The sequence below is a fragment of the Rhodothermales bacterium genome, assembly GCA_039944855.1.
GTDB lineage: Bacteria > Bacteroidota > Rhodothermia > Rhodothermales > JANQRZ01 > JBBSMX01.
In genome coordinates this window covers 19364-45262 of record JBDUXZ010000002.1, presented here as the reverse complement: position 1 = coordinate 45262, position 25899 = coordinate 19364, and the positions used below count along the sequence as shown (strand labels likewise).

The window sequence follows — 25899 nt, the reverse complement described above, 5'->3', positions numbered from 1 at the left end:
ACGGACTCCGTAGGTCGGGGGAGGCAAAGTATCACCTCAACAAGCACGTGAACTCGCCTGTGCTAAATGCGTCCCATGCAAGGATCAGAGGTAGCCGAAACGTGTTGGAAACGCTTCGCTCCTTCGATACCTTGACCCCTCCGCCGCCCGGTTCCAACGCCGTTGACCCTTATGTCTCGTCTCGTCTGCCTCCTCGCCGCTCTCTTCGTGCTGCCGCTCGGCGCTCCCGTCCTCGCGCAGGACGCCCCCCAGATCGTGGCGATGGAGCGCGGTCGCGCTGCCCGCTACGACACCGGGGCGACCGGCCAGCGGACGGCCAGCGGCGAGCCGTACAACCCCGAGCGGATGACGCTCGCCCACCCGACGCTCCCCTTCGGTACGCTCGTGCAGCTCACGAACCCGGAGAGCGGGCAGACCGTCACCGCCCGCGTCAACGACCGCACGCCAGCTTCGTCCCCACTCCGCGTGCAGGTCTCGGCGCGCACGGCGGACCAACTCGGCCTTGCGGCGCGTGGCGGTGACGTGACGGTCCGGCTCGACGAGGACGAGGTCGCGTTCCTCCGCGTGCAGGCGATGCGGGAGAAGGAGCGGGCGCAGAGTGCCGTCGCGCCGTCCCCGATGGCCTCTGCCACCGAGCGCGGGTTCACGGTGCAACTCGCGTCGTTCGCCGACGAGGGCCGCGCCACAGCGCAGGCCAACGACCTGCGCGGCGCGTGGGTGCTCCCCGTCACCGTCGGCGAGCAGCGGGTCTACCGCGTGTGCTACGGCGTGTTCGCGACGGCCGAAAGCGCGGCGGCGAGCGCGGCGAGCCTCCGCAGCCGGGGCGTCGAGGGCTTCGTCAAGTCGCTAGACGCACCGCCGATGCGTACGACGTCGCTCGGCAGCTGAGCCGCTCAGGTGGCGCTAAGCCTTACGCGAGGTCGATCTTCAGCGAGATGTCGAGGGCGCGGACGGAGTGGGTGAGCGCACCGGACGAGATGAAGTCCACGCCCGTCGCCGCGATCGCGGCGACGGTGGCAAGCGTGACGTTCCCCGACGCCTCGATCTCGAACGCGCTGTCGATGCGGCGGACGGCCTCGGCTAGCAGCGTCACGTCCACGAGCCCGTCGTCGCCCACCGTCACCATGTTGTCGAGGAGGACGCGGTCGACTCCACCGACGGCGAGCACTTCGTCCACCTCGGCGAGCGTGCGGGTTTCAATCTCGATCGCGAGAGCCTGCCCTGAGCCTGCCGAAGGGTCAGACGCGTGCGCGGTCCGGTAACGGCGTGCCGCTTCAATCGCGGCGCGGATGCCGCCGGCCGCCGCGATGTGGTTGTCTTTGATGAGGAACATGTCGTAGAGCCCGATGCGGTGGTTCGTGCCCCCGCCGAGGCGGACGGCCCACTTGTCGAAGACGCGGAGCCCCGGCGCCGTCTTGCGCGTGTCGAGGATCGTCGCATCGCCCGCCGCCTCGGCCATCGCCCGCGTCGCCGTGGCGATCCCGCTCATCCGCTGCATCAAATTGAGCGCGAGCCGCTCGCCGACGAGGATCGACCGCGCCGGCCCGTCGACGGTCCCGAACTGTGTGCCCGCGGCGATCGCATCGCCGTCGGCGGCGTCCCACCGGATCGCGATTTCGGGGTCGAGTGCGGCGAACACGCGCTCGGCGACGGCGAGCCCGGCGAGCACACCGTTTTCTTTGGCGAGGAACGTCGCCGTCGCGCGGCGATTGGCGGGGATCGTCGCCAGCGTCGTCACGTCGCCGCCGCCGACATCCTCAGCGAGGGCGCGGGCGATGAGTGCGTCAATGGAGGCGAGGTCGGGAGCGGTCATGCGGGGGAGTCCGCGCGAGCGAACACGTCGAGGAGAGGCTGTGGGGCGCGGATGGGGCGGCGGCGGACCGTATCGAAGAAGCAGAGGACGACGGTGCCGGTGACGAGAAGCGTCGGGTCGCCGGCTCGGCGCACCTCGTACTCGGCGCGCACGCGGACGGTCGGCGTCTCGGGGAAGCGGACGGTCACTTCCAGCAGCTCGTCGTAGCGGGCGGGAAGGAGGTAGCGGACGTTCAGGTCCACGACGGGCATGATGATGCCGGCGTCTTCGAGCGCCTTGTACGGGAGCCCGTGCGCGCGGAGGGCCTCGGTCCGCGCCGCCTCGAAGTAGTCCACGTAGTGCGCGTGGTAGACGACGCTCATCGGATCAACCTCGCGGTAGCGGACCCGGTGCCGGTAGACGTGCTCGATCATGCCGTCTCAGCCTTCAGCCCAGGCGCCCATCCGATCGAACTTGGCGAGGCGCTGCGCGAGCAGGTCGTCGGTGGGGATGCCGTCGAGTTCGTCGAGGGCAGCGGCGATCGCGCGGCCCGTGGCGTCGAAAGCGGCCTGCGGGTTGCGGTGGGCGCCGCCGCGCGGCTCGGGCACGATCGTGTCCACGACGTGCTGCTCGATGAGGTCGGGCGCGGTCAGCTTGAGGGCGCGGGCGGCCTCCTCTTTGTAGTCCCAGCTCCGCCACAGGATCTGCGAGCAGCTCTCGGGCGAGATCACCGAATACCACGCGTTCTCCAGCATCAGAATCCGGTCGCCGACGCCGATCCCGAGCGCGCCGCCGCTCGCGCCTTCGCCGATCACGACGACGACGATGGGCACCGGCAGCCGGGCCATCACGAGGAGGTTGCGGGCGATCGCCTCGGCCTGCCCGCGCTGCTCGGCTTCGAGGCCGGGGAACGCGCCGGGCGTGTCGAGGAGGGTGACGATGGGCTTGCCGAACTTGGCCGCCATCTCCATCAGCCGCTTCGCCTTCCGGTAGCCCTCGGGGTTGGGCATCCCGAAGTTGCGGTACTTCCGGCTCTTCGTGTCGCGGCCCTTCTGCTGGCCGAGCACCATCACGGTCCGGTCGCGGCTGCCCCACCGGCTCCCCTGGAACTGCCCGAGCCCGCCGACGAGCGCGCGGTCGTCGCCGAAGAGGCGGTCGCCGTGGAGCTGGCGGAAGCCGCGGACGAAGCCGTGGATGTAGTCGAGCGTGTAGGGCCGCTCGGGGTGCCGGGCGAGCTGGACGCGTTGCCACCGCGTGAGGCCCTGGTAGATCGTGTCGCGGAGGGACTCGACGCGGGCTTCGAGCGCCTCGATCTGCGGCGAGAGGTCGACCGATTGGTCCTCGGCGTTGTAGGCGCGTAGCTCGCGGAGCTTCTCTTCGAGCTCGTAGAGGGGCTTTTCGAAATCGAGCAGGTGCATAATCCGTGATGCGTAATGCGTGATGCGTGAACTCAAGTTCGGCGGTGGCGCTCGGTCTCACGCATCACGGATCACGGAGCACCCCGGCATCACGACGTACGAAAGAGGGCGCGGAGGAGGATTTCGAGGTCGAACGTCGCCGACTGGTTGCGGGCGTAGAACCAATACGCGCGGTGCGTCTCGACGATGTCCGTCGGCGGGGCGGCGAGGGTGTCGAGGATGGAGACGACGCCGGGGCGGAGGCCCCAATCCCTCGGCGGGTGCGTGCGGCCGGGGTCGTAGCCGATGAGCGCGCGGCGGCCGGCGAGCACGGACGGCATCCGCGCCGTCGCTGCGGCGATGCGCCGCAACCGGGCCGAGGCGCCGGGGCGGAGCTGGAGCGCGAGCCGGAGGAGCGGGTGGAGCAGCATACCGAGGAGCGCGACGGGCACTTCGAGCGCGCGCCGCGCGGCGGCCGAGCGGAGCGGGGCGACGAACTGCTCCGCCTCGCGGAGCGGCGTCGAGAAGTCGTCGATGGACGCCTTGCCGATGATGCGGTCCTGCCCCTGCGTGAGGATTTTGAACTGGACGGGGAGGTCGCGCAGCCCGCGCATGTGGCCGAGGATCGCCGTGTTCGTCAGGCTGTCGGCGGCGAAGATCACGTCGTCGATCCCGCGGAGGCGGACGAGGTCGCGGAGGTGGTGGGCCGCGCCGAGGCGTGCGACCGCCGCGCTCGTGCCCGCACTCCGGTCGGCGTCGACGTAGCCGACGAGCCGCACCGGCGGGTCGATCCGGCGGGCGAGGAGGCCGTGGAGCCGCCCCGCCTCGGCCGCGCTGCCGACGAGGAGCGCCTGCCGGTTCCCGTACTGCCGCCGGTTCACGACGAGCCGCCACAGCGTGAGGAGGACGGCCACGGCGAGGAAGCCGAAGAGGATCGTCGCCCGTGAGAACGCGAGGCTCTTGATGAAGAACGACACGGTCGTCACGGCGAGGAAGGCCCCGCCGATGCCGGAGAGGACGGAGCGGACGGGGAAGCGCCGCCGTTGCCGGTAGCCCCCGGCCGCCGCGATTCCGAGCACCGCCGCGAGGGCATAGGCCGGGACGAGCGCCGTGTAGTAGAGCGGCTGGAACGCGATGTCCTGCTGCGCGGACCACCCCATCGCCACGGCGAAGCCGACGAGGAGCGCGATCCCGAAGTCGAGGAGGGGGACGGCGAGGCGGCCGAGCGCCTTGCTCGCCATGCTCATCCCGGCGCGGGCGAAGATGCCGGCGCGGATCAGCCCGGCGAGCGTCCGCGAGTAGTTGCCGCCGAAGTGCTTCTCGGTGAACTGCAGCATCGCCCCGTAGAAGAGGCGGACGTAGCGGAGCTCGCCCTTCCGCGTGCACTCCCCTTTGTAGTGGATGATCTGCGTATCGGGCGTGTAGAAAATCTGCCAGCCCGCCTGCTGGATGCGGTAGCACCAGTCGAGGTCTTCGCCATACATGAAGAAGCCCTCGTCGAACAGGCCGGCGCCCTCGCCGGGCGCGCCGTCGCCGGACGGGGCAGCGTCGCGGTAGAGCGCGTCGCGGCGGACCATCATGCACGAGCCGCTGAGCGCGTCCACCTCGCAGACCTCGTCGAGCGGGAGGTACGTCATGTTGTACCGGCCGAACGTCTCACTGCGCGGGAACAGCCGCGAGAGCCCGGTCATCCGGTAGAGCGCGACGGACGGCGTCGGAAAGGCGCGGCGGCTCTCCGGGGCGAACGTCCCGTCGGGGTTCAGAATCCGGCAGCCCGAGGCGCCCGCTGTCGGGTGGGCGTCCATGAAGTCGACGAGCGTGCGGAGCGTGTCTTCTTGGAGGAGGGTGTCCGGGTTGAGGATCAGGAGGTAGCGCCCGTTCGCCTCGCGGATGGCCTGGTTGTTGGCCCGGCCGAAGCCGACGTTCTCCTCGTTCGCGATCACGCGGACGTGCGGGAACCGCTCCCGCACCATCGCTACGGACCCGTCTACCGAGTTGTTATCGACAACGAACGTCTCGACCGAGAGGCCGGCGGCGGCCCGCTCGACGGACCCGAGGGCCTGCTCGAGGAACTCGCGGACGTTGTAGTTGACGATGACGACGGAGACGTCCACCACGTCGGTGGCAGGCTCCGCTGACGGCAGCGCAGAGGGGAGATGGGCGGCGGTGGAGGGCATGGCGGCCCAAGATACAACGTGGAGTCGGACCCGCGCATCCACCCAGCACGTCGCCTCGATTGCCCGCCGCTTGTGCCGAAGCCTCAGGGGCGAGCAGTCATGCCCACGTCACCGAAACCGTCGCCCGCGAGCGTGTCGGACGGCCCCGCGAACACACCGTCGAGCGCGTAGAGCAGCTCGTCGCGCGTGAACGGCTTGGACAGGTACCCGCTGAACCCGGCTTCGAGGAGGCGGCGGTGGTCGCCGGGGAGGGCGTAGGCCGTGACGGCGAGGGCCGGGACGTAGGCGTAGGCCGGGATCGCGCGCAGCGAGCGGAGGAGGTCGACGCCGCCGGGGCCGGGGCCGAGGTTGACGTCGAGCAGCAGGAGGTCGAACCAGGCGTGCTGCGCGAGGGCGAGGGCCGTCTCAGCGTCGGCCGCGGTCTCGACGTCGTAGTACTCGGCAATCGTCCGCTCGACGAGCCGCCGCGTGTCGGCGTTGTCTTCGACGACGAGGACGCGCGGGCGCGCGGTGAGCACCGACGTCGCGCCCGCGCCGGCCGGCAGCCCGTCGCCCGACGGCGGCCCGGTCCACGATCGGCCGAACGCCACGGCGAAGACGGTGCCCTCGCCGACGACGCTCTTCACCATGATCCGCCCTCCCATCATGTCGACGAGCCGCTTCGTGATAGCGAGGCCGAGCCCGTTGCCGTCGTAGCTCCGGCCCATCCCCGTGGACTCCTGCTGGAACTCGTCGAAGAGGTGGGGCAGGAAGTCCTCGCTGATGCCGACGCCGGTATCGCTGACGCGGACGACGACGCGGTGGGAGTCGGCCTCCACATCGAGCCCGATGCCGCCGTCCTGGGTGAACTTGACGGCGTTCGAGAGGAGGACCGAGAGGATGCGCCCGAAGGCGGCCCGGTCGACGAGCGCTTCGGCGTCGGGGATGAGCTTCACGCGGAGCGCGAGGCCCTTCGCCTCGGCCGCGGCGCGGAACGGCTGGGCGATGCGCTCCGCCTCGGCCCCGACGTTGACCGCCTCGGGCTGGTACGCCACGCCGTTGCCTTCGAGCTGGGCGAGGTCGAGCACGGAGTTCATCGTGTCATGGAGGCGCTGGGCGCTGCGGTAGATCGTCGCGCCCATCTCGCGCACGCCGTCGTCGGGCTCCTCGGCGAGGAGTTCGGCGAAGCCAAGGATGCTCACGAGCGGGGTGCGGAGTTCGTGGCTCATGTTCTGGAGGAACGAGCTCTTGAGCCGGAGCACCTCCTCGGCGCGGTCCTTCGAGGCCTTGAGCTCGTCCCGGATGCGCCGCTGCTCGGTGAGGTCGTGGGCCGTGAGGCAGAGGACCGGCACCTCGCCCTCATCGATGCGGTTGAGGCCGATTTCGAGAGGGATGGGCGGGCCGTCCTTGCGCCGGTGCTGCTGCTCGCGGCCGGTAAGGGAGCCGTGCTGCTCCACCTCCCGCACAAGCGCGTCCACGGCGAGTCGGCCGCCCACGGTGGCGGCGTAGAGCGTGCGCTCTCGGAGTTCGTCGAGGGTGTAGCCCGTCAGCGTGAGGTACGCCTCGTTCGCGTGGAGGAAGGTGAGCGACGCGGCGTCGACGAGGGCGATCCCGTCCGTCGTGCTCTCGAACACGGTCCGGTAGCGGGCCTCGCTGGTGCGGAGGTGCCGGCGGATACCTAGCCGGACCCACGTGCTGACGGAGATGGCGACGCCGCCGGCCGCCACGCAGGCGGTGAAGATCCACGGGTCCACGCCGGGGTTCGGCAGCGCGAACGCCACCGCCGCGCCCGCCGCGACGGCGAAGACCACGCAGAGCACCGTCACCCGCAGCAGGTCGATGCCGAGGTTTGCCACGCCGATCATCATCAGGACGAGGAGGTAGCCGACGGCGTACTCCGGCGCGAGGCCGTTCACCGCCGCAATCGCGGCGAACCACCCTACGATGACGTAGACGAACAAGCACCCCAGCGTCTCGATGTGCCGCCGCACCCACGGGGCGACGACCGTACCGACGCCGAGCGCGAGGGAGAGGGCGCTGAGGCTCCAGCGCATCCAGAGCGGGTCATAGAACGCCGGGTCTACCCAGCGGTAGACGTAGCCGAAGACGGGGAGCAAGGCTGCCGTCAGCACGCACACCACCCGGTAGGCGCGGAGCTCCATGTCGGGCTCCGCGCCATCTCGGAGCGCGGGGAGGAGGGAGGGCATGGAGGCGGGACAACTCGTTGAAGCGCCGTCGAATAGTGTGCGCGTAGGGAGGGTATCGGTTACTTCTGCCGAACCTTTATCGGCCCCGGGCTCGTTGAGGGGCTTCTCTCCGCACGGGGCGCACGCGCCCCCGCTTCCGGGTTTCTGGTGTTACCGTTTCCGATCCTCCGCCGCGAGCTCCGCGCCACGCTTGTGCTCGCCGTCCCCCTCGCGCTCACGCAGCTCACGCAGATGGCGATGGGCTTCGTCGACGTCATCATGATCGGGCGGATCGGGCCGGAGGCGATGGCGGCGGGCGTCATCGGCACGTCGGTGTTCTTCTCGCTCTCGCTCGTGTGCATGGGCGTGGTGATGGCCGTGAACCCGCTCGTCGCGCAGGCCGTCGGCGCGGGCGACGAGGCGGCGGTAGGCCGCGCCGTCCGGCAAGGGCTGTGGCTGGCGACGCTCCTCGGCCTCCCCCTCATGGCCCTCCTGAGCCAGGCCGAGACGCTGCTCCTCTGGGCCGGGCAGGCCCCGGCGACGGCCGCGCTCGCCGCCGCGTACATCCACGCGATCCTCTGGGGCGTCCTCCCGAACCTGTGGTACACCGCGCTCCGCGGCTTCGCCGAAGGGCTCGGCCGCCCGCGCCCGATCCTCGTCGTCACCGTCGTCGCGGCGTTCGCGAACGCGGGGCTGAACTGGGTGCTGATGTTCGGGAAGTTCGGCTTCCCGGCGCTCGGGCTCGTCGGGGCCGGGTGGAGCTCGGCGATCGTGATGACGGTGCTCTTCGGCGGCCTCCTCGCCGTGGTGCAGGGGGACCGCGCGTTCCGCCGGCTCGCGGACCTGCGTCATCTCCGGCGGCCGGACCCCGAGGCGCTCCGCACGCTCTTTCAGCTCGGCTGGCCCATCGGCGTCAGCTTCGGGCTCGAAGCCGGGCTCTTCGCCACGACAACATTGCTCATCGGGCTGCTCGGGACGGCGGCGCTCGCCGCGCACCAGATCGCGATCAACGCGGCGAGCGTCACGTTCATGGTCCCGCTCGGCGTGGCGATGGCGACGACGGTCCGCGTCGGGCAGGCCGCCGGGCGCGGCGACCGGGCCGGGGCCGAGCGCGCCGGCTGGTCGGGCGTGGCGATGGGCGCGGCGTTCATGCTCTGCTCGGCCCTCCTGTTCTGGCTGCGGCCGGAGTGGGTCGTGTGGGTCTACGTCGGCGACGTGACCGGGGCCGACCTCGACGTGGCGCGCGCGGCGGCCGGGCTGCTCGGCATCGCCGCCGTCTTCCAGCTCGTCGACGGCGTGCAGGCGACGGCGTCCGGCGCGCTGCGCGGCATCAAAGACACGCGCGCGCCGATGATCGTCGGCGTCGTGGCGTACTGGGGCATAGGGATGACGACGGCCGTCGTGCTCGGCTTCGTCGTGGACCTCGGGGCGGAGGGCGTGTGGTGGGGGTTGACGCTCGGGCTCGGCGCGGCGGCGGTGGGGCTGACGCTGTGGTTCCGCTGGCGGATGCGGCAGGACTTCGCCGTGCCGGAGCGAGTGGGCGAGCGGGTAGCGTGAAGGCACGGCGGCGTAAAAATCCTTACGTTGCTGGTATCACCCACCCTGGTCACATCGCTATGCGTCTCCTCCTGCTGTTAGTCGCCCTCCTTTTGGGATTGCCAGCGTGGGCGCAGCCTGTCATCACCGAGAATGCGAAGCTCGTTGGTTCCAGTGCGGATGCATTCGCCACGGCTGGCTGGGCAATTGCCGCCGCCGACGGCTTCGTCGTCCTCGGGGCCTTCCGCGACGACTCCGCCCCAACGACCGGTGCGGCCTACGTCTTCCGCGAGACGGCGGGCGGATGGGAAGAGGAGACCCGGCTCAACGCCTCGCAGCAGAGCTTCTTCACCTTCGGCATGGCTGTCGGTGCGTGGAGCGACAGCAGAGAAGACGTGGTTATTGCCGGGGCGCGTGGTGACTCTTTTCGCCCTGAGACCGATGCGGCCTACATCTTCCGGCGATCCGTCGATGCTGAGTGGGTTCAAGAGGCGCGGCTTACGAACGGGGCAGATATACATGAGTCCTTCGGGCATGCAGTGGCGATTCATGGGGATTACGCTGTGGTGGGAGCGGTCGGAGCCGACGATGCAGGCGGCACCACCGGTGCCGCCTACGCCTTCCGACGCACAACCGACGGCATGTGGGTCGAGGAAGCGCGCCTTCTGGCCTCCGATGCCAGTGTGAAAGCGGGGTTCGGGCGTGGAGTGTCAATAGTCGTATCCAGCGACGGCGTGCCCTTTGCGCTCATCGGTGCACCGAGCGACAGCGACCAGCGGGGTGCCGCCTACGCCTTCCGCCGAACCCCCGAGGGCACTTGGGTCGAGGAAGCCAAACTCGTCGCCCCCGATGCCAACGTCGGTGATCTTTTCGGGCTCGGCGTCGCGCTCGTAGAGACTCCCGACGGCGAGATCCTCGCCCTCGCCGGCGCGACCAGTCAAGACATCAACGGGATGTTGTCTGTGGGTGCCGGATACGTCTTCCGCCGCGAAGGCGACAACGCATGGGTCTTCGAGAAGAAGCTCATTGCTGCAAATGGTAGCAAAGCACAGGGTCTCGGGTGGTCAGTTGCCCTCGCCGCTGCGCCGAATATCGGGGGCACCGTAGCGGTGCTCGGCGGGGACCGCGCCTACAACTTCGCCGGGACCGTCCGACTCTTTCGCCGCACATCTGAAGGGGGCGTGCCCTTGTGGACCGAAGAGGCTGAGTTGTGGGCGAGCGACCGCACGCCGGGCGACCAGATCGGCTACTCCGTCGGGGCGTCGGGCCGCTACGCGGTGGCGGGCGCCCCCAACAACGACGATGGGCGGGGGGCGGGCTACGTCTGGGACCTCCGCCGTGCAGTGCCTGCCGAGTCCGAGCCGGTCGCTGGCGCAGACAGCGCAGAGCTCACCGCGTACCCGAACCCGGCGGCGGGCGGTCCGGTTACGCTGCAACTCCGCTTACCTCGCGCGACGCACGTGCGGATCGATGCCTATGATGTCCTCGGTCGCAGGGTCGCCATGCTTGCGGATGGCCGTGTGGAAGCAGGGCGCCAGGTGTTCATACTTGATGGGAGAGCGTTGCCGACTGGCGTGTACCTCGTGCGCGCTGAGGTGGGCGGCCAGCGATTCAGCCAGCGGATCACGGTGGTGAGGTAACGCCAAAGCCGGCGGCGGTGGGGCTGACGTTGTGGTTCCGCCGGCGGATGCGGCAGGACTTCGCCGTGCCAGAGCGAGTGGGCGAGCGGGTGGCGTAGGGCGGCTCGGGCATCGCCCGACCAAGGGGTTGGCCAGAGCGAAGGCTTTCATTATTATTTGAAAGCAGGCCGCGCCGACTGCCGCGCTCAGAGTTCGGCCTTTCGTGCCCGCGTGAAAAGGCTTTTCTAAGTATCTTCAATGCGGGTTCCCGCATCCCCTTCTACCTTCGTCTGCTGCCGGCTCGCCCCCCTTCCTCCGGCTCCCGAAGCTCACCCGAAGCATCGCGTCTGATGGCCCAACTCTTCCCCCGCAAGGCAAACACGTACCCGGCGCTCTCGCTCTTCGGAGCGCTCGGCGGCGGCGTCCTCCTCATCGGCCTGATCTGGTACTACTTCTCGCCCGAGTTCTACGAGGTCGGCTACCAGCCCACGCAGCCCGTGCCGTACAGCCACGCGCTGCACGCCGGCCAGCTCGGGATGGACTGCCGCTACTGCCACAGCGCCGTCGAGCAGTCGCCCCACGCCAACATCCCGCCGACGCAGACGTGCATGAACTGCCACGCGCAGATCAAGTCGGAGTCGCTCGCCCTCCTGCCCGTCCGCGAGAGCTGGGCCACGGGCGAGCCCATCGAGTGGGTGCAGGTGAACCACCTCGCCGACTACGCCCGCTTCCCGCACGCCAACCACGTCGCCGTCGGCGTCGGGTGTGAGAGCTGCCACGGGCGGATCGACCAGATGCCCGTCGTCTACCAGGTCAGTCCGATGTCGATGGCGTGGTGCCTCGAGTGCCACCGCGCGCCCGAGGAGCACCTCCGCGACCCCGAGCTCGTGACGGCGATGGGCTACGCCGAGGAGGTCCGCGAGACCGACGAGTCGTACCGCGCCTACCTCGCGGCGAACCTCGCGCGCATCGAGGCCGAAGGCATCAACCCGCCGGAAAACTGCTCCGCCTGTCACTATTGAGTTGTGAGTTTGGGGTTGTGGGTTTGGGGTCTCGAACCCATAACCCCAAACCTCGAACCTCAAACCCTCACCCATGATCGAACTCGATATCCTCTCCTCGTCCGACGTCGCAGCCGACGGCCAGCCGAAGTTCTGGCGCAGCCAGGCCGACCTGCGCAACGCCGCCGGGCACCGGGCCATCGTCAAAGACGAGTTCCACCCCGCCGCCACGGACCGCAGCGAACTCGACGGCGACCCCGGACCGAGCCGCCGCTCGTTCATGAAGATCATGGGCGCGTCGATGGCGATGGCGGGCGTCGGGCTCAGCGGGTGCCGCCGCCCCGTCGAGGCCGTGCTGCCGTACGCGCGCAAGCCCGAGGACATCGTCCCCGGCATCCCGAACTTCTATGCCACGGCGATGCCGATGGGCGGCTACGTGCAGGGCCTCCTCGTGGAGAGCCACGAAGGGCGCCCGACGAAGGTGGATGGTAACCCCGAGCACCCGATGAACCGGGGCGCGGCCGACGTTTTCGCGCAGGCGAGCATCCTCAACCTCTACGACCCCGACCGCTCGCGCACGATGCGCCGCGAGACCGGTGACGCGAGCTGGGTCGACTTCGTCGGGTTCACGCGGCAGCTGCAGGGCCGCCGCCTCGTCGTCCTCTCCGAGCCCACGTCGTCGCCGACGGTGCTCCGGCTGCGGGACCAGCTCCTCGCGCAGAACCCGAACGCCCGCTGGGTCACGTATCGCGGCATCGGTGAAGACACCGCGTCGCTCGGCGTACAGGAGGCGGCGGGCCGCCCGCTCCGCCCGCTCTACCGCTTCTCGCAGGCCCAGACCATCGTCTCGTTCGACGCCGACTTCCTCTCGACCGAGAACGCCGTCTACAACGCGCGCGAGTACGCCCAGAGCCGCCGCGTCTTGGAGCCGACCGACGAGATGAGCCGGCTCTACGTCGTGGAGAGTGCCTACACGCCGACCGGCGGGATGGCCGACCACCGCGTGCCGATGAAGGCGGGCGCGATCCCGTTCTTCGCCGCCGCCGTCGCCGCCGGGCTCGGGATGGGCGAGGCCGGGGCCGCCGGCCAGCTCATGGCCGAGCACCCCGTCGTCCGCGCGATCGTCGAGGACGCCCGCGCCGGGGCTACGGTCTTCGTCGCCGGGCCGACGCAGCCGCCGGCGATCCAGGCGCTCTGCGCCCGGCTCAACACCCAATTCAGCAACGGCGCCGTGCAGTACCTCGACACCGGCGCCGAGTCCGCCGTGCCGCAGGCCGAGGCCATGCAGCAGCTCGTCCGCGAGATGGGCGCCGGCGCCGTCGACGCCCTCGTGATGATCGGCGTAAACCCGGTCTATGACGCGCCGCCCGCGCTCGGCTTCGCCGCTGCGCTCGCCGAAGTCCCCGTCTCGATCCACCTCGGCTCGCACCGCGACGAGACGGCGCGGCTCGCCACGTGGCACCTCCCGCGCACGCACTACCTCGAACAGTGGGGCGACGGCCGAGCCTATGATGGGACGTACTCCGTCATCCAGCCGCTCATCGCGCCGCTCTACGAGGCCGCCCACTCCGAGACCGAAGTGCTGAGCGCGCTCGTGACCGGCACCGACACGGCGGGCTACGACCTCGTCCGCGAGACGGTTCGCGCGCAGGGCCTGCTCTCCGGCAACTTCGAAGATGCGTGGCGGACGCTCCTCCACAACGGCTTCCTCCCCGGCACGCAGTACGCGGCCGTCGCCGGCGGCGCGGGCGGCTCCGGCTCCCTCGCCCGGCTCCCCGTGCCCGTCGAGGGCGCGCTCGAAGTCGTCGTCCGGCCGGACCCGAGGCTGCACGACGGGTTCTTCTCGAACAACGCGTGGATGCAGGAGCTGCCGGACCCGGTCACGAAAGTGACGTGGGACGCCGTCGCGCAGATGAGCGCCGTCACGGCCGCCCGCCTCGGCATCGATGCCGTCGAGGGCTCGTTCGAAGGCGGGCCCGTCGAGTCAGGCAACGTCTACACCAGCATCATCGGGATCCGCGTCGGCGATCAGGTGATCGAGGTGCCGGCGTGGATCCAGCCCGGCCACCCCAACGACTCGATCACGGTGACGATGGGCTTCGGGCGCGACCTCGAGACCGAGCGGCTCATCACCGACCGCAACCTCCTCGCCCGCCTCTTCGACAAGGACGCCGACGTCTACCGGCCCGGCCCCGTCGCGAACGGCATCGGTGCGAAGGCCAACGCCGCGCTTCTCCGGGGCACCGACGGCGCCCCCGTCATCCCCGCCGCCGAAGTCGCGATCGTCAGCGACGGCTACCAGATCGCCACGACGCAGGACCACGGCTCGATGGAGGGCCGCCCGATCGTCCGCATGGCGTCGCTGGAGGAGTACCGCGAGACCGGCTTCCCCCGCAGCGAGGTCAAGCCCATCGAAGACACGCCGTGGGAGATTTACCCGCCGGCGTGGGGCGAAGACGACAGCCCCGCCAGCGACCCCCGCATCGGCGAGGCGATGTACTCGGACCAGCAGTGGGGGATGACGATCGACCTCAACGCGTGCTCCGGGTGCAACGCGTGCGTCGTCGCCTGCCAGAGCGAGAACAACATCATGGTCGTCGGCAAGGACCAGGTCAGCCGGGGCCGCGAGATGCACTGGTTGCGGATGGACCGCTACTACGTCAGCGAGTGGACCGACGACCCGTTCGAGACCGAGGGCGTGGGCGAGTACGGCCCGTCGCCGGACATGGTGATGCAGCCGATGATGTGCCAGCACTGCGAGTACGCGCCGTGCGAGAGCGTCTGCCCGGTCTCGGCCACGAGCCACTCCCCGGACGGGCTCAACGAGATGACGTACAACCGCTGCATCGGCACGCGCTACTGCTCGAACAACTGCCCGTACAAGGTCCGCCGGTTCAACTTCTACAACTGGACGAAGACGCTCCCGCTCGAGCTCCAGATGGCGATGAACCCCGACGTGACGATGCGCTTCCGCGGCGTGATGGAGAAGTGCACGTGGTGCATCCAGCGCATCCGCGGCGCCCAGCGCGTGGCCCACATCGAGGACCGCGGGATGAACGATGGCGAGGTGCAGACGGCTTGCCAGCAGACGTGCCCGACGAACGCCATCGTCTTCGGCGACATCTCGGACCCGGACTCGCTCGTCTCGCAGATGAAGCGGAACGGCCGGCGCTACGAGCTGCTCGAAGAGCTCAACGTGAAGCCGCGCCTGAGCTACCTCGCGCGCCTCCGCAACCCGAACCCGACGCTCGACGCGCTCCTGCGCCCGCAGCCCGAGACGGTCCAGCCCGTCCCGACGCACGACCTCGACGCCTGATCCGTACGGGCGCAGCGTGCTGCGCCCCTACCTTGCGCACGACGGTGCGCGCTCACCCATCGCCTGATCCTGTGGCAACGACCGCAACGACCCACACCGGTAACCACGACGAGCACTTCCTCCTCGAGGACGAGCGCCTCGTCAAGGGGAACCTCTCGTTCCACGACATCACGGAGATGGTCTCGTACCACTCCGAGAAGAAGACGCCGGTCGGGTGGCTCATCGCCTTCAGCGCCGCGCTCGGCGGGCTGATGATCCTCGGGCTCGCCCTCGCCTACCAGGTGTGGAACGGCGTCGGCGTCTGGGGCAACAACGTGCCCGTGGCGTGGGGCTGGCCCATCGTCAACTTCGTGTGGTGGGTCGGCATCGGCCACGCCGGGACGCTCATCTCGGCCATCCTCTTCCTCTTCCGCCAGCGCTGGCGGACCTCGATCAACCGCGCCGCCGAGGCGATGACGCTCTTCGCCGTCGCCTGCGCCCTCGTCTTCCCGACGTTCCACGTGGGGCGTGTCTGGGTGATCTTCTGGACGCTGCCGCTCCCGAACCAGATGGCGATGTGGCCGCAGTTCAAGTCGCCGCTGCTCTGGGACGTGTTCGCGGTGTCGATCTACGGCACGGTCTCGCTCCTGTTCTGGTACGTCGGCCTCGTGCCCGACCTCGGCACGCTCCGTGACCGCGCCGTGGCGCAGGGCCGGAACCTCCGCGCCAAAATCCTCGGCATCCTCTCGATGGGCTGGACCGGCTCGAACCGCCACTGGCGCCACTACGAGAAGGCTTACCTCATCCTCGCCGGCCTCGCGACGCCGCTCGTGCTCTCGGTCCACTCCGTCGTCTCCTTCGACTTCGCCATCTCCATCGTGCCCGGCTGGCACACGACGATCTTCCCGCCCTACTTCGTCGCCGGCGCCATCTTCTCCGGCTTCGCGATGGTGGTGACGCTGATGATCGTCGCGCGGAAGGTGTACAACCTCGAGAACCTCATCACGCTCGACCACCTCGAGAAGATGAACGTGATCATCCTCGTCACGGGCACGATCGTCGGGTTCGCCTACATCACGGAGTTCTTCATCGCGTGGTACTCCGGCGTGGTCTACGAGCAGTTCGCCTTCCTCAACCGGGCGACGGGGCCGTACGCGTGGGCGTACTGGATCATGATGACGTGCAACCTCGTCTTCCCCCAGCTCTTCTGGTTCAAGCGGTTCCGCCGCTCGATCCCCGTCATGTTCGCGCTCTCGATCGTCGTCAATATCGGGATGTGGTTCGAGCGCTTCGTCATCACGGTGACCAGCCTCCACCGCGACTACCTCCCCTCGTCGTGGGACTACTTCTCGCCGACGATCGTCGACGTGGCGACGTACATCGGCACGTTCGGGCTGTTCTTCACGCTCTTCCTCCTCTTCCTCCGCTTCGTCCCGATGGTAGCGATCTCCGAGGTGAAGGCCGTGACGCCGCAGGCCGACCCGCATTTCTACCACACCCACGGCGACGGCCACGGCGCGACCGACGGTGCCCCGGCCGAGCCGCGCGTCGCCTACCGCACTGCCGCCACCGAGCAGGACAACAAAGGCTAGTTATCGGTTGTGGGTTTGGGGTTCGAGGTTCGAGAATGAGAACCCAAGACTCCAAACCTCAAACCCCAAACCTCTTATGGCACTCCCCGCTTTCATCGACAACGCCCTCCGTGCCCGCGCCGACAAGCACGTCGGCCTCCTCGCGGAGTTCTCGAACCCCGGCGACCTCGTCGAGGCCGTGGAGTCGGTCCGCCGCGCGGGCTACACGCAGATCGACACGTTCTCGCCGTTCCCGATCCACGGGATGGACCGCGCGATGGGGCTGAGCCCCTCGAAGCTCGGCTACCTCGTGATCGGCGGCGGGCTCACGGGCTGCGCCCTCGCCTTCCTCATGCAGTGGTGGATGGGCGCCGTCGACTACCCGCTCAACATCAGCGGCAAGCCGTTCTTCTCGGTCGAGCCGAGCGTGCCGATCGCGTTCGAGCTGACGATCCTCTTCTCCGCGCTCGCGGCCGTCGGCGGGATGTTCGCGCTCAACGGCCTGCCGAAGCCGTACAACCCGCTCTTTTACTCGCAGCGCTTCGCCCGCGCCACCGACGACGGCTTCTTCCTCCAGGTCGCGCAGGGCGACAAGCAGTTCGACCGGGCTGCGACGGCCGCGCTCCTCCGCGACCACGGCGCCCTCGGCGTCGAGTACGTCGATCACGACGGCGCCTACGACCTCGACGAGCGCGGCGAGGTGGTGACGGTCGACGACGCGCCGCCCGCTGCGCCCCCGCCGCCCCACACCACACGCGCGATCTGAGGAGGCGCTACGCCCTCCGTCCCCCTGCTCGCTTCCAACGTGATATGATGCGAACCACGCTTTTCCTCGCCGCCGCGATCGGCCTCGGCTCCGCCCTCGGCGGGTGCCGCGGGATGCACTCGGAGAACCCGCCGATCCACCCCAACCTCAACATGGACTTCCAGGAGTCCTTCGAGGCGCAGGAGGCCAACCCCTTCTTCGCCGACGACGCGGCGATGCGGCCGACCGTCCCCGGCACCGTCAAGCGGACCGGGCTGCGGACGTCGGAGAACGCTCCGTATTTCCTCGGCCGCACGCCCGACGGCGCGTACGTGCCGGCGATCCCGATGGAAGTCACCCCGGCCGTGCTCGCGCGCGGGCAGGAGCGCTACAACATCTTCTGCACGCCGTGCCACGGCTACTCGGGCGATGGGCTCGGCATCATCATGGTCGGCAACGGCGGGCAGGGCTACGGCTACGTCCCGGCCCCCAGCTACCACACCGACGCGCTCCGCGCCCGCGCCGACGGCTACTTCTACGACGCCATCGCGAACGGCGTCCGCAGCATGCCGAGCTACGCGCACCAGATCTCCGTGCCCGACCGCTGGGCGATCGTGAGCTACATCCGTGCCCTCCAGCGCTCGCAGAACGCGGGCGCGGGCGACGTCCCGGCCCCGATCCGCGACCAGCTCGAGGCGTACAACCCCAACGTCACCATCCAGCCGTAAGGGCGAGTCGCCTTCCGACCCTCACCCCGCCTCACCGCTTCCAGCATGAGCCTCTTCACCCGCATCATCGACCCCGTGGCCGCCGACCGCGAGCGCGTCGCGCGGAAGTACCAGTTCACGGCGGACTCGCGCGCGTGGCTCGTTCCGCTCGCCCTCGGCGCCGCGCTCCTGCTCGTGAGCCTCGTCGGGCTCTTCGGCGACCACTACTCGTTCTGGTACTCGTACCTCACGGCGTGGGTGTTCTGCCTCTCGGTGTCGATCGGCGCCCTCTTCTTCGTGATGTTCCAGCACGTCCCCCGCGCGAAGTGGGTCACGGCCGTCCGCCGCTTTCCCGAGATGCTGATGGCGAACTTCTGGCTGCTGGCGATCCTCGGCCTCCCGTTGCTGTTGCCGTCTACGATGCACGATCTCTACCACTGGACGCACGCGGAGCTCTTCGACCCGCTCGACCCGCACTACGACGCGGTGATTGCCGGCAAGCAGGGCTACCTCAACCTCCCGTTCTTCTACGTCCGCATCGTCGTCTACTTCGCGGCGTGGATCATCGTCTCGACGAAGCTCTACCGCATCTCCGTGCGACAGGACACCGAGCCGCGCGCCGATGTCGGCGCCGACCTCCGCCGCGTCAGCGCGTGGGGCATCCCGCTCGTCGCCGTCACGACGGCCTTCGCGTCGTACGACCTCGTGATGAGCCTCGACCCGCACTGGTTCTCGACCATGTTCGGCGTCTACTTCTTCGCCGGGGCGTTCCTCGCCGGCATCGCGGCCACGACGCTCATGGCGCTGGCCTACCGGCAGACTGGCATGCTCAAGCTCGAAGTGGGGGAGGAGCACTACCACGACCTCGGCAAGTACCTCTTCGCGTTCACCGTCTTCTGGACGTACATCGCCTTCAGCCAGTACATGCTGATCTGGTACGCCAACCTCCCGGAAGAAACGGTCTGGTTCACGCACCGGATGACGCACGGGTGGGAGACGGTCACCGTCGCCCTCATCTGGTTCCACTTCATCCTGCCGTTCTTCATCCTGATCCCCCGCTTCACGAAGCGCCTCTATCCCGTCCTCGCCGTGATGTGCGTGTGGCTCCTCGTGATGCATTGGGTCGACCTGTGGTGGCTCATCAAGCCGAACCTCTACGTCGCCACCGATAACGAGGCGTACGCACACGCGGCTCTTACGTGGACCGACATCACACTCTGGCTCGGGATGGTCGGCGTGTTCACGGGGGCTACGCTGTGGCGGGCGTCGCGGCACAGCATCACGCCGTACAACGATCCGTACTACGCGTTTTCCCTCCGCTTCCAGAACGTGTAAGCAGCGCCGGTTCGAGAGCGGGATGGCCCCCAGATGGGGGCAGCGGCACGTTTCATTCCGCTTTCACTTTTTATTGAAAACAAGGACGCGCCCGTCGCGTGTTACCCTGCATCACCATGGCTGACCACGACTCCGATACTCCTCAGGGCACGCCCCGCCCCACCCCGGACCCGCATCGCGGAGAGCCGACGCCCGCGCCGGATGCGCACACCCGGCCCGAAGCGAGGGGGGAAGTGCGCCCCGATCAGCAGGAAGAACTCGGTCCCATCGAGGGGTTGATGGAGGCATCGGCGGCCGAGGTGTCGGCGGAGGTGACGGGGGATCCCGACGCCCAGGCCGAGGCGGAGCGCCTCGGGGCCGAAGGCGAGGGCGTCGAAGCCGCGCAGATCTTCTCGATCATGCTCGCGACGGCGATCACGCTCGGCCTCGCCGTGTTCGGCGTGTTTTTCCTCGTGGCCGAAGTCGCCGACGAGAAGACCGTCGAGCGCGACGCCGTCGTGTTGTACCCGGAGTTGCGCGAGGTCCAGCGCGTGGCCGCCGAGATGGAGAACTACAGCCGCACCGATAGCCTGTACCGGCTCCCCATCGGCGCAGCGATGAGCCAGGTGTCCGAAGCGTACTACGCCCAACAGGAGGGGAGCGACGGGGTCGTCCCCGCGCCCGACAACTTCAGCACGCTCTACCTCGACGCCATCCGCGAGTCGGAAGTCGGTGTCCGGGAGTACGAACTCGACGCGCTCGGCTACGACAGCCTGATCCAGCGCGAGCAGACGATCCCGCAGCCGGGCGTCGACCTCGGGCCGGGCACGGAAGCAGAAGGCTCGGACGTTGAAGCAGAGACCGATGTACCTCCGACGGAAGAACCCGAAGATCGCTGATAGATGATGACGCTACGCGCTCTGATCGCCTGCCTGTTCGCCGTGGTCCTGCTGACCACAGCCGGCCGATCTGTAGCGCAGACGCCCGGTGAGATCCCCGACGAGCTCGACGGCGTCGGCATCGAAGAGCACCTCGGCGAGACGGTGTCGTCTGACATCGCGTTCGTCGATTCCGAAGGCAACGCCGTCACGCTCGGCGACTACTTCGACGGCGAACGGCCCGTCGCCGTCGCCTTCGTCTACCACAACTGCCCGATGCTGTGCAGTCTCATCCTCGACGGGATGACGACGGCGATGCGGGAGGCCGGCCTCGATCTCGGCGACGACTATCAGGCGCTCGCGATCTCGTTCGACCCGCGCGACACGCCTGAGCGGGCCGCCGAGGTCCGAGAGCGCTACCTCGCCCGCTTCGACGGGGCGCAGGCCGCCGAGGGGTTGTACTTCCTCACCGGCTCGCAGGAGAGCATCGACCGGATCACCGACGAGATCGGTTTCGGCTTCGAGTGGAACGAGCGGCAGCAGGAGTTCGCGCACACCGCTGCCGTCTACTTCATCAGCCCGGAAGGCGTCATCACGCGCTATCTCTACGGCCTCGAGTTCCACCCGCGCGACTTCCGCACGGCTGTGCTCGAAGCGGGCAGCGGCACAATTGCCTCGCCGCTCGACCAACTCATCCTCTACTGCTTTCAGTACGACCCCGACGCCGGCTCCTACGTCCTTCACGCGACGAATGCGATGAAAGTCGGCGGCGTGCTGACGCTCATCCTGCTCGGTGGCTTCCTCCTGTTTTTCTGGCGCCGTGAGAGCACCCGACTCGACGCGGCGGACCCGACGCTGACGCCCTCTTGACACCGCCGGCGTTTAGCTTCACTTTACTGGGCAGGGCACGTCGTTAGCCCCGCAAGCACGGCTACATTCTCAACACTATGGAAGACAAAGGAACCTTCTGGCTGCCGCCTCAGGCGTCGACGACGGCGCACGAGATCGACGCCCTCTTCAACTTCATCCTGTGGGCGAGCGTCGTCGTGATGGCGGGCGTCACGTTCTACATGGTGTACTACGCGTGGAAGTACCGCCGCCGCTCGCACGCCGACCGACCGGTCGAGGTGCACCCGAGCAAGTGGCTGGAGCTGTCGTGGGTGATCATCCCGTCGCTCCTCGTCCTCGTCGTGTTCTTCTGGGGCTTCCAAACGTTCGTCAGCGCGGGGATCGCGCCGGACAACTCGTACGAAATCCGCGTCGTCGGGAAGAAGTGGCTGTGGGAGTTCGAGTACCCCAACGGCTCCACGAGCGTCGGCGACCTCTACGTGCCCGTCGGCGAGCCGGTGCAGCTCGTGATGACGTCGACGGACGTGCTCCACTCGTTTTACATCCCCTCGTTCCGCGTCAAGCACGACGCGGTGCCCAACCGGTACACGACGGTCTGGTTCGAGGTGAAGGAGGCCGGGGAGTATCAGGTCTTCTGCACGGAGTACTGCGGGACGAGCCACTCGGAGATGTACGCGAAGGTGATCGCCGTGGACCGGGGCACGTTCAACGAGTGGCTCCAGACCGGCGGCGGCGGCGACGACCTCCCGCTCCCGCGCCTAGGCGAGCAGCTCTACACGCAGCAGGCGTGCAACGCGTGCCACTCCATCGACGGCTCCGCGAAGGTCGGGCCGAGCTGGCTCGGGACGTGGGGCGAGGTGCGCCCCTTCGCGGACGGCGGCAGCGCGGTGATGGACGCGAACTACACGGTTGAGTCCATCGTTGCACCGCAGGCCCACATCGTACAGGGATACGAGAACGCGGCGATGCCGGCGTACCCGAACCTCACCGAGCGCCAACTCGCCGGGATCGTCGCCTACATCCGCGAGATCAACGGCGACTGGTCGGACGAGGACGCCGCAGCTGCTGCCGCCTCCGACAGCACCGCCGCCCCCGCCGATAGCGCTGCGGTCCCTGCTGCTGATCCCGCCGCCGAACCCGTTCCCGCCGAATAGACCGTAGGGGGCGACGATTGACCCCTCCACGATAACGCAGAGCCGAACTATGAGCACGGTCGCCACCGCCCCTGTCCGCACGGAGCCCGCCACGCGGGCGTACCCGCCCGGTCACGAGCCCGTCCACCACTACCTCCTCGAACCGGGTCCCGGCCCCGACGTGCGCGGCTTCGCCCGCGTATGGCCGACGATCAAAGCGTGGGCGACGACGGTCGACCACAAGCGGATCGGGGTGATGTACCTCTTCACGGTCTCGCTCTTCTTCGCCGTCGCCGGGATTGCCGCGCTCGGCGTGCGCGCCGAGCTGATGAACCCCGGCTCCGACTTCCTCACGGCGGACCAGTACAACCGGCTGTTCACGTTCCACGGCGTGGTGATGGTGTTCCTCTTCATCGTGCCTAGCATCCCGGCGTCGCTGGGCAACTTCGCGCTTCCGATCCAGCTCGGCGCCAAAGACGTGGCGTTCCCCAAGCTGAACCTCGCCTCGTACTACATCTTCCTCGCCGGCGCGAGCATCGCGCTCTACGCCATCTTCACGGGCGGCATTGACACGGGCTGGACGTTCTACACGCCGTACTCCGACACGACGAACACGGCCGTGCTCCCGATGACGCTCGCCGTCTTCGTGGCCGGCTTCGCGAGTATCCTGACCGGGATCAACTTCATCGTCACGATCCACAAGATGCGCGCGCCGGGGCTGACGTGGAACCGGCTGCCGCTCTTCATCTGGGCGCTCTATGCCGTCTCGATCGTGCAGATCCTCGCCACGCCCGTCATCGGCATCACGATGCTGCTCCTCGCGATGGAGCGGTTCCTCAACATCGGCATCTTCGACCCGGCGCTCGGCGGCGACCCCGTGCTCTTCCAGCACTTCTTCTGGTTCTACAGCCACCCCGCCGTCTACATCATGATTCTCCCCGCCTTCGGGGTGATCTCGGAGCTGATGGGCGTGTTCAGCCGGCAGAAGGTGTTCGGCTACCGCGCGATCGCGCTCTCATCGGTGGCGATCGCCATGCTCGGGTTCTTCGTGTGGGGCCACCACATGTTCGTCTCCGGCCAGAGCCCGCTCTCGTCGATCGTGTTCTCCGTCATTACGTTCCTCATCGGCGTGCCCTCCGGCATCAAGGTGTTGAACTGGGTGGCGACGATGTACAAGGGCTCGGTGTGGCTGGCGACGCCGATGCTCTACGCGCTCGCCTTCCTGTTCCTCTTCACGATCGGCGGGCTGACGGGCATCATGGTCGGCGCGATCGGCGTGGACATCCACCTCCACGACACGTACTTCATCGTCGCCCACTTCCACTACGTGATGATGGGCGGGACGGTGTTCGCGATGATCGGCGGGCTGTTCTACTGGTGGCCGAAGATGTTCGGGAAGATGATGAGCGAACGGTGGGGCCGGATCTCGGCCGTGGTCGCGTTCTTTGGCTTCAACATGACGTTCTTCACGCAGTTCGTCCTGGGCAGCCAGGGCATGCCGCGCCGCTACTTCACCTATCTCGACCAGTACCACGACCTCCACATGGTCTCGACCGTCGGCTCGTGGTTCCTCGGGCTCGGGCTGCTGATGGTGCTCGGCAACATGATATGGTCGTTGTTCCGTGGCAAGCCCGCGCCCGGCAACCCGTGGGGCGCGGCGACGCTGGAGTGGACGCACACGACGAGCCCGCCGGACCACCACAACTTCCACCGCACGCCGCTCGTCACGCACGGCCCCTACGACTACGACGCGCTCTTCGCGGGCGACGGCTCCGGCGACGGCACGGGCGGCGACGGCAGCGCGGGCCGCGTGCCCGGCATGCCCGCTCCGGTCCCGAACCCCGAGCAGGGCGGGCCGCAGGAGATGCACAAGTCCGTCGACCTCGGGCTGGCGCAACCGAAATCGAAGCACGATTAATCATCCCGTCGGGGCGCTGCGGCGCCCCGACGTAACCTCTGCATCATGGCTGTTCACCCGACCTCGGTCACCGTCGACGACCCGCACGCGGGGAGCCACGGGCACGCCCACGCGGCGGACCACCCGCCGCACCTCAAGCACTACTTCGTCTCCTCCGAGCAGCAGTTCGACGCGGCGAAGCTGGGGATGTGGCTCTTCCTCGTGACGGAGATCCTCCTCTTCGGCGGCATGTTCGTCGCCTACGGGATCTACCGCGCGATGTACCCCGAGCTCTTCGTCGAGGCGAGCTCGCAGCTCGACACGATCATGGGCGCGGTCAACACCGCCGTCCTCCTCGCGAGTTCGCTGACGGTCGCGTGGTCGATCCGCGCGATCCAGATGAACAACAAGAAGCTCTGCTTCTGGCTGCTCGTCACGACGGTCGCGCTCGCGGGTATGTTCATGGTCGTGAAGTATTTCGAGTACACGCACAAGTTCGAGCTCGGCATCTACCCCGGCGCGAACATGGTTTACGCCGAGGGCACGGAGTTCACGCTCCCCGGCCTCGGCGATGCGAACATCGCGGCGGGCGAGCACGGCGGGGCTGCCGCGCACGATACGCCGGCCGTAGACGACCCGGGCCGCGTCGACCAGGCCGTCGTCGAGGTGCACGGGCTGGGGAGTCACGGACTCCACAACCAGCGCGCCGGCCTGTTCTTCTCGATCTACTACGTGATGACCGGCATCCACGGCCTCCACGTGCTCATCGGCATGGTGGCGATCACCATCCTCGCGGTCAAGACGTGGCGCGGCAAATACTCCGACGCGTGGTACACCCCGATCGAGAACGTCGGGCTCTATTGGCACGTCGTGGACGTGATCTGGATTTTCCTCTTCCCCTTGATGTACCTCATTTCGTGACGAGTGAAACGTGATGCGTGAGACTGAGCATCACCGTTTCCTCTGAGATCACGTAGTACGCATCACGCTTCCAACTATGGCTGACCACCCCCACGACACGTCCGCGCATGACCCCGCCGACCACGGGCATCACGGGCACCACATCCTCTCGTCCGGCATCCTGCTGAAGGTGTTCGGCGCGCTCATCTTCCTCACGATCCTCACCGTCGTGCTCGGGCTGATGGAGCGGTCGGGGACGATCCACCTCGGTGCGCTCAGCGTGCCCGTCGCGCTCGGTATTGCGGGCGTCAAGGCGACGCTCGTCGCCATGTTCTTCATGGCGCTGAAGTACGACAACAAGGTGAACGCGCTCGCCTTCTCGCTCAGCCTCGTCTTCCTCGCCGTGTTCTTCATCTTCACTTTCCTCGACACCGGCTTCCGCGACACCTTCGACGAGCGGTCGGCGACGGCGATCGACGAGGTGGAGATGCAGGAGCTACAGTTGCAGCAGCGGACGCAGGAGCTTCAGCCCGCCTTCGAAGCGCAGCCGCTCGTGCTGCCGGGTGACACCGCACTCATCGGGGCGCCGCCTGCCCCCTGATCGGCCATGGTCCCCGCTGCCGCCCTCTCCGCTCTCGTCGTGGCCGCCGTGCCGGTGGCGGTGCTGATGGCGGTCTGGTCGGCGGTGGCGATGTACCGCGTGCTCTTCCCCGAGCGGCCCCTGCCATTCATCCGGGATGAAGCGGCCGAGCGGCACGCGGCGCGCGCACGCGGGGAGGTCGTCCACGTCGGGTTCCGCGAGATCCGCGACGACATGCGCCTGCACGTGCGTGAACTCGCCCGGCCGTACCACCACGCCGGTGGCTGCTCCCACGGCATCCCTGAAGCGTGGATCGAAGACGTCTACCGGCGACGCAACTAGG

Annotated in this window: 21 protein-coding genes; 16 read left to right on the top strand and 5 right to left on the bottom strand. The window is 68.4% G+C overall.

Annotated elements, in window-relative coordinates:
• Positions 1-171 precede the first annotated feature (171 nt).
• Positions 172-888, top strand: a complete 717-nt coding sequence (locus ABJF88_00555; GenBank protein MEP0545401.1) for an RlpA-like double-psi beta-barrel domain-containing protein — start codon at positions 172-174, stop codon at positions 886-888.
• Between the two features lie 22 nt (positions 889-910).
• On the opposite strand, the gene nadC is transcribed toward ABJF88_00555, so the two are convergent.
• The 5 genes from nadC to ABJF88_00530 all read right to left on the bottom strand — a co-directional run bounded on the left by nadC (position 911) and on the right by ABJF88_00530 (position 7552).
• Positions 911-1813 carry a carboxylating nicotinate-nucleotide diphosphorylase gene (gene nadC, locus ABJF88_00550; protein ID MEP0545400.1) on the bottom strand — a complete coding sequence of 301 codons (903 nt, stop codon included), beginning with the start codon at positions 1811-1813 and terminating at the stop codon, positions 911-913.
• Positions 1810-2226: a thioesterase family protein gene (locus ABJF88_00545; protein ID MEP0545399.1), complete on the bottom strand. Its 417-nt coding sequence runs from the start codon at positions 2224-2226 to the stop codon at positions 1810-1812. Before ABJF88_00545 ends, nadC begins: the two co-directional genes overlap by 4 nt.
• 6 nt (positions 2227-2232) lie before the next feature.
• Positions 2233-3210, bottom strand: coding sequence for an acetyl-CoA carboxylase carboxyltransferase subunit alpha (locus ABJF88_00540; GenBank protein MEP0545398.1), 978 nt, complete (start codon positions 3208-3210; stop codon positions 2233-2235).
• An 89-nt stretch (positions 3211-3299) separates the two neighbouring features.
• Complete coding sequence (locus ABJF88_00535) at positions 3300-5366, bottom strand: glycosyltransferase (protein MEP0545397.1); 2067 nt, start codon at positions 5364-5366, stop codon at positions 3300-3302.
• A gap of 83 nt (positions 5367-5449) precedes the next feature.
• Positions 5450-7552, bottom strand: a complete 2103-nt coding sequence (locus tag ABJF88_00530) for an ATP-binding protein (GenBank protein MEP0545396.1) — start codon at positions 7550-7552, stop codon at positions 5450-5452.
• Between the two features lie 147 nt (positions 7553-7699).
• Between ABJF88_00530 and ABJF88_00525 the strand changes: the two genes are divergently transcribed.
• From ABJF88_00525 to ABJF88_00455, 15 genes are all read left to right on the top strand, one after another.
• Complete coding sequence (locus tag ABJF88_00525) at positions 7700-9088, top strand: MATE family efflux transporter (GenBank protein MEP0545395.1); 1389 nt, start codon at positions 7700-7702, stop codon at positions 9086-9088.
• Positions 9089-9147: 59 nt separating this feature from the next.
• Positions 9148-10707: a T9SS type A sorting domain-containing protein gene (locus ABJF88_00520; GenBank protein ID MEP0545394.1), complete on the top strand. Its 1560-nt coding sequence runs from the start codon at positions 9148-9150 to the stop codon at positions 10705-10707.
• Positions 10708-11036: 329 nt separating this feature from the next.
• On the top strand, positions 11037-11708 hold the full coding sequence (locus tag ABJF88_00515; protein MEP0545393.1) for a cytochrome c3 family protein: 672 nt from the start codon (positions 11037-11039) through the stop codon (positions 11706-11708).
• A gap of 73 nt (positions 11709-11781) precedes the next feature.
• On the top strand, positions 11782-15003 hold the full coding sequence (locus ABJF88_00510) for a TAT-variant-translocated molybdopterin oxidoreductase (GenBank protein ID MEP0545392.1): 3222 nt from the start codon (positions 11782-11784) through the stop codon (positions 15001-15003).
• A 71-nt stretch (positions 15004-15074) separates the two neighbouring features.
• Positions 15075-16574 carry an NrfD/PsrC family molybdoenzyme membrane anchor subunit gene (gene nrfD / locus ABJF88_00505; GenBank protein MEP0545391.1) on the top strand — a complete coding sequence of 500 codons (1500 nt, stop codon included), beginning with the start codon at positions 15075-15077 and terminating at the stop codon, positions 16572-16574.
• Between the two features lie 76 nt (positions 16575-16650).
• Positions 16651-17319, top strand: a complete 669-nt coding sequence (locus ABJF88_00500) for a DUF3341 domain-containing protein (protein ID MEP0545390.1) — start codon at positions 16651-16653, stop codon at positions 17317-17319.
• Positions 17320-17366: 47 nt separating this feature from the next.
• Positions 17367-18026 carry a cytochrome c gene (locus tag ABJF88_00495; GenBank protein ID MEP0545389.1) on the top strand — a complete coding sequence of 220 codons (660 nt, stop codon included), beginning with the start codon at positions 17367-17369 and terminating at the stop codon, positions 18024-18026.
• Between the two features lie 45 nt (positions 18027-18071).
• A complete protein-coding gene (locus tag ABJF88_00490; GenBank protein ID MEP0545388.1) occupies positions 18072-19340 on the top strand; it encodes a hypothetical protein in 1269 nt (422 codons plus the stop codon).
• A 116-nt stretch (positions 19341-19456) separates the two neighbouring features.
• Positions 19457-20218, top strand: coding sequence for a hypothetical protein (locus ABJF88_00485; protein ID MEP0545387.1), 762 nt, complete (start codon positions 19457-19459; stop codon positions 20216-20218).
• 3 nt (positions 20219-20221) lie between these two features.
• Positions 20222-21067 (top strand): SCO family protein, encoded by an 846-nt coding sequence (locus ABJF88_00480; GenBank protein ID MEP0545386.1) that lies wholly within the window; start codon positions 20222-20224, stop codon positions 21065-21067.
• 77 nt (positions 21068-21144) lie between these two features.
• Positions 21145-22200 carry a cytochrome c oxidase subunit II gene (gene coxB, locus ABJF88_00475; protein MEP0545385.1) on the top strand — a complete coding sequence of 352 codons (1056 nt, stop codon included), beginning with the start codon at positions 21145-21147 and terminating at the stop codon, positions 22198-22200.
• Between the two features lie 49 nt (positions 22201-22249).
• Complete coding sequence (ctaD, locus tag ABJF88_00470; GenBank protein MEP0545384.1) at positions 22250-24097, top strand: cytochrome c oxidase subunit I; 1848 nt, start codon at positions 22250-22252, stop codon at positions 24095-24097.
• Positions 24098-24142: 45 nt separating this feature from the next.
• A complete protein-coding gene (locus ABJF88_00465) occupies positions 24143-24997 on the top strand; it encodes a cytochrome c oxidase subunit 3 family protein (protein ID MEP0545383.1) in 855 nt (284 codons plus the stop codon).
• 76 nt (positions 24998-25073) lie between these two features.
• On the top strand, positions 25074-25577 hold the full coding sequence (locus ABJF88_00460) for a cytochrome C oxidase subunit IV family protein (protein MEP0545382.1): 504 nt from the start codon (positions 25074-25076) through the stop codon (positions 25575-25577).
• 6 nt (positions 25578-25583) lie between these two features.
• Positions 25584-25898, top strand: coding sequence for a hypothetical protein (locus tag ABJF88_00455; GenBank protein MEP0545381.1), 315 nt, complete (start codon positions 25584-25586; stop codon positions 25896-25898).
• Position 25899: the final 1 nt, after the last annotated feature.